The sequence below is a fragment of the Streptomyces sp. NPDC046900 genome, assembly GCF_040644975.1.
In the GTDB taxonomy this organism is placed as follows: domain Bacteria; phylum Actinomycetota; class Actinomycetes; order Streptomycetales; family Streptomycetaceae; genus Streptomyces.
Map to the genome: position 1 here is coordinate 1 of NZ_JBEYXD010000199.1, position 4,658 is coordinate 4,658.

At 67.0% G+C, this 4,658-nt stretch carries 4 protein-coding genes and 1 pseudogene; 2 read left to right on the forward strand and 3 right to left on the reverse strand.

Features of this window, described 5'->3' with window-relative positions:
• Nucleotides 1–302 precede the first annotated feature (302 nt).
• Together ABZ904_RS50590 and ABZ904_RS50595 are read right to left on the reverse strand one after the other, a co-directional pair.
• Nucleotides 303–587, reverse strand: coding sequence for a hypothetical protein (locus ABZ904_RS50590; protein ID WP_361831031.1), 285 nt, complete (start codon nucleotides 585–587; stop codon nucleotides 303–305).
• 518 nt (nucleotides 588–1,105) lie between these two features.
• Entirely contained in the window at nucleotides 1,106–1,318 is a 213-nt protein-coding gene (locus ABZ904_RS50595) for a DUF4287 domain-containing protein (RefSeq protein WP_359401446.1), read from the reverse strand.
• Between the two features lie 926 nt (nucleotides 1,319–2,244).
• Here ABZ904_RS50595 and ABZ904_RS50600 point away from each other — a divergent pair.
• On the forward strand, nucleotides 2,245–2,433 hold the full coding sequence (locus ABZ904_RS50600; protein WP_361006313.1) for a hypothetical protein: 189 nt from the start codon (nucleotides 2,245–2,247) through the stop codon (nucleotides 2,431–2,433).
• 126 nt (nucleotides 2,434–2,559) lie between these two features.
• Nucleotides 2,560–3,678: pseudogene (locus tag ABZ904_RS50605) on the forward strand (IS630 family transposase).
• A 31-nt stretch (nucleotides 3,679–3,709) separates the two neighbouring features.
• On the opposite strand, the gene ABZ904_RS50610 reads toward ABZ904_RS50605, so the two are convergent.
• A complete protein-coding gene (locus tag ABZ904_RS50610; protein WP_361006416.1) occupies nucleotides 3,710–4,510 on the reverse strand; it encodes an inositol monophosphatase family protein in 801 nt (266 codons plus the stop codon).
• Nucleotides 4,511–4,658: the final 148 nt, after the last annotated feature.

Sequence of the window (4,658 nt, forward strand, 5' to 3'; positions counted from 1 at the left end):
AACGGCACACCCAGGCTGTGCTGGCCCTCGCCCGCCGACGCGTCAACGTTCTGTGGGCCCTCCTACGTGACGGACGGTGTTACCAGGCCATACCTCCGGTCACGGCGACAGCTTGACAACGTCATTGGGAAGTCGATCACAGGAGTCTGCCTACATCGACGAATCGCCCCCGTGCCTCGGCCGATCGTTCACTGGGGTCTGGCGTCGACCGCTGCTGTCCGTGCTTGGTGGTGTCAGCCGCTGGTGTCAGCCGCCGCACGCGGTCTTCACAAGGGCTGTCTCATTCGGCAGAGTCCCGCGGCTCACTTCGGAAGCGTGGAGGCCTCGCCGACGGCGGCGAGCAGTTCGAAGGGGAGCTCTCGATCGACTTGGCCGATGGTGAGCCCGAGCCAGCGACCAGTAGACGACACCCGCCACATCTGCATGCTCCCAGCAAGCATGCACAGGGAGCCCAGGGGCTCGGGCGCCTCCTCGATGTCTGGGTAGTCCGGGTTGTCGAGCCCGAGATAGGGCCACAGATCGACCACGGTCGGACTGCCCCAACGCCCAGCCAACATCCTGACCAGCACGGTGAGGTCTGCCTCCAACTCCTCCTCGGCCGCCGTAAACGTCTCCGGGCCAGGAGCGTCCCAGAAGTCCCGGCTCCGCCGGAGAACACCGATGTGGTACCCGGGCCCGCCCCATCCGTGTTGCGTCTTCGACTGGCCTTCCTATTCGGGGAACGGCAGAGCGATCAAGGCATCGATGATCGACAGTTGCTCCTCAGCGGAGCTTGCGGACCGGGGCTGGATCGGCATGGCCGGAGTGTAGGGCTGGTGACAGCTGTCGTGCCCAGTCGCACCCCACTAGCAAGATCGCGATCTACAGCCGAAGAAGTGAAGGGCCGGGTATCTGACCTGCGGCTACGCAATCGGTCAACGCTGCGGCCTGTGGCTCAGCCGTCGTTGGTTGTCAGCGTTGGTCGTTGTTGAGCACCCTTCAATGGCCCAGCTACGGCCCCGCGAACCCATTCCCGGGGCCGTAGCTGGTTTGGAAGACGCCGTATGCGGGTCACGGCCGTGCTGGGCCATGACGATGTTCCCTCAGGGCACGGAGAGGAGACGGTTCACTTCCCGCTGTCCTCGGCGAGGGTGTGGGCGACAAGGGCGTTGGCGTGGCCGTGGCCGAGTCCGTGTTCGGACTTGAGCCAGGAGACGAGTTCCATGTGCTTCGTCAGGGCCGACGAACGTATGAGGTCCTTCCACTCCGCTATGGGGCGGCCGTACTTCTTTTCAATCGAAGGAAAGTAGCTGGCAGGACCCTTCACGGTTTCAGTCATATCGTCAGTGTCCCATCGTCGCGTGTTGAGTGGATGTGCGCTCGATATGACCGGAGAGGAAGGATGAAGTAATCGGTTCGATGCAAGTGACCTGAGCCACACGCCCACTAGGTCGGCGTAGCGGCTTTGGGCTGGAGTTTCAATGACCCAGTCAAGCGCCCGCGGGTGAACCGGGCCGCCGACGCCGGAGTGGGTGCCGCAGCCGGAACCGCGCGGGCGTGTTTGCAGTCGAGGCCCAGTGTGCCGGCGCCGTGAACGCCTGCAGGGCGCCTGGGTAGTACTCGCGCAGGTGGGAGCGGAGCCGATGTGGAATGCCAGCACCTCGCGCATACGGAGCCAGGCGTTCGCTGCCGACGTGGGTATCCCAGGCGCGAAGCTGGCACCGGCAGCACAGGGTGCTCTTGCAGTGCGCATCGTGCTCAGCCGTGCCGGCGCGGCCCTGGTTCGGTTGCTGCATCCTGGTCACCGCCTATCCACGTCTTGACGCCGCAGGTGGCTGCCGAGTGCGTGCCACTGGCAGGTCCCGGACGGGCCAGTGGGTAGGCAATCCGGGAGCTTCGGCTCCTGGCCTGTGAGCTGGATGAGCTCCACCTGCTCTGTGATGAGCGGGCCGAGGGCTGCCTGGGTCTCGCCGAGTGCCCAACCCGCCTCAATGCTCAGGTGCCAGCGGGTATTGTCGGCCACCCAATCGGTCACATACCCGCAGCGGTAGCCTTCAGCCGACGGCAGCCAGGTGCCAGGATCTTGGTCGGCCTAGGAGCAGTTTGAGGCGGCGGACATCGCGATCAGCGCCTGTCGTCCCCGAGGCCAGTGGCGTAGGCCTCCCGCTGTGCCGCGGTCCACGCACACGCGCCGGAATCCCAGGCTCCGCGAGCGGGAGCAGATGCCGCGCCGACGGCGCGCCCCCGGCAGCTGCCCGGCCGGAGATGGACCGTCTGCTCACGGCGGCCATTCTGGTCGCAGTACCGGGGACGGTGCGGGGTGCCGTGGCCCATCCTTGGGCCAGCGATGTCGTGTGGCCGGGGGGCGCGATCGCCCGCACCGACCACACCCCATGGAAAACCCGCATGGCCCACCACGCCACCGAATTCAGCGTCTACGTCGAACACCACTGATGCAGGTCAAACTGCCTGGAAACCGCCGCCGCTCGGCGAGCAGAGCTCTGACCGGGAAGGTTCGCCGGGGCGGTCGTCCGGGCGGTTGCATGCACGGTGACGTCCGCTCCGACTGCTGGGGGCGTGGTGGCTGAGCTTGCCCGTGTGAGCAGGTTGACCGACCAGGAGGGGCAGAAGCTGCAGCAGATCGTGCGCCGGGGCGGCACGTGTTCGGTGCGCTACCGGCGCGCGATGATGCTGCTGGCTTCGGCCGGCGGCAACCGGGGGCCGGTGATTGCGCAGTTGGTGCAGGCCGACGAGGACACCGTCCGGGATGTGATCCACCGGTTCAACGAGATCGGCCTGGCATGCCTGGACCTCGGTGGGCGGGAGGCCGTCCCCGCCTGCTCAGCCCTGACGACGAGGAGTTCGTCGTGCAGACGGCCACCACCCGCCCCACCGAACTCGGCCAACCGTGCACCCGCTGGTCGATCGCAAACTCACCACCTACCTCCGGAAAGTGCACGGCCGTGTCATCCGGATCGGCCGCGAGGCGTCACGGTGCCTGCTCGCCCGCCGCGGCGTCACCTTCCAGCGGACCAAGACATGGAAGGAGTCACCCGACCCGGAGCGCGACGCCAAGCTGGACCGCATCGAGGAGGTGCTGGAGCGTTTCCCGGACCGTGTATGCGCGTTCGACGAGTTCGGGCCACTCGGCATCCGGCCCACCGCCGGGTCATGCTGGGCCGAGCAAGGCCGGCCCGAACGGCATCCCGCGACGTACCACCGCACCCACGGGGTTCGCTGCTTCCACGGCTGCTACTCGATCGGCGACGACACCCTCTGGGGCGTCAACCGCCGCAAGAAGAGCGCCGCGAACACGCTGGCCCCGCTGAAGTCGATCCGGACCGCCCGCCCGGACGGCGCCCCGATCTACGTCAGCCTGGACAACCTGTCCGCCCACAAAGGCGTCATAATCCGTCGCTGGGCGAAGAAGAACAAAGTCAACCTGTGCTTCACCCCGACTATGCGTCTTGGGCCAACTCGCTCGAGGCCCACTTCGGACCACTGCGGCAGTTCACCGTCGCCAACTCCAACCACCGCAACCACACCACGCAGACGCGGGCCCTCCACGCCTACCTGCACTGGCGCAACGCCAACGCCCGCCACCCAGATGTCCTCGCAGCTCAAAGCCGTGAACGTGCCCGGATCCGCAGGGAGAAGGGCATCCGCTGGGGCGGCAGGCCCCTCCACGTCGCAGCCTGACCCAGCCCGGCGAAACCCATGCGTGACACCATCAGCTTCGGCTGCGCATCATCGACATCAGCAGCCCGTGGGTCTCATCGTCGGCGGCGACCACAAGCCCACGACCCGCCTCGCCGATCGGGGCACCGTCGATCCCGGTGACAACGCAGCCGGCAGCCCGGCACAAAGCGATGCCGGCCGCGAAGTGCACGCTCCTGGAGAGGTCGCCGCCATCGGTGACATACGCGGCGCGCTTGCCGGCAGCGACCCAGGCCAGCGCCAGCGTCGTGGATACGACGCGCGGCCGGAAACGTTCGACGAATTCAGGGTGGGCCAGCAGATCCACGGCCCGGAATCCGGGCGCACTCGGGAACGGCGGATCCAGGTTGACGTCCACCAATCGGGTAGCGGGCGTGGGCGTCAGTAGTGCGTCGTCGGCCCCGTCATGCCGCACCCAGGCGGTCTTTCCGTCGGTGAAGAAGACCTCGCCGCTGAACGGGTCGGCCACCGCCGCGGCCTCATCGCGCAGCGCCACGTTGACGGCCACCAGCATGTTGCCGACGGCGTAGTTCAGCGTGCCGCACAGGGGATCCACCAACCATTGGCGCACAGCGTCGGCGGCGCCCTGCTGCCCGCCTTCCTCGCCGAGCACCGCGTCATCGGGCCGTGCGGCACTGATGACGCCGAGGATCGTTTTCTCGGCCTCCACATCGGCGGCGGTGGCAAAGTCCCCGGCACCCTTGTCGATGCGATTGAGCCGCTGGCCGTACATGTTGCGGACCACGTCCGCGCCGGCCCGCGCCCCGGCTATAGCGACTGCAGCATCGTCGGAGCTCGCGTATGAGTTGATCACGCCGTGCAGACTATCGAGGCGAAGCTATCGCCCCGGCGAACCTTCCCGGTCACAGCACTAGTAGGACTCCGTTAGGTCTGTGTGTCGACCTTGTTCAGGGGAATGGTGAGGGGGTGGACGCACATGAAGTCAATCGTGTTCGGGCGAC

What these genes read in the sequence shown, in the direction of transcription:
- ABZ904_RS50600 (WP_361006313.1), top strand. Translation starts at nt 2,245, where the DNA reads ATGGACCGTCTGCTCACGGCGGCCATTCTGGTCGCAGTACCGGGGACG.
- ABZ904_RS50595 (WP_359401446.1), bottom strand. Translation starts at nt 1,318, where the DNA reads ATGACTGAAACCGTGAAGGGTCCTGCCAGCTACTTTCCTTCGATTGAA.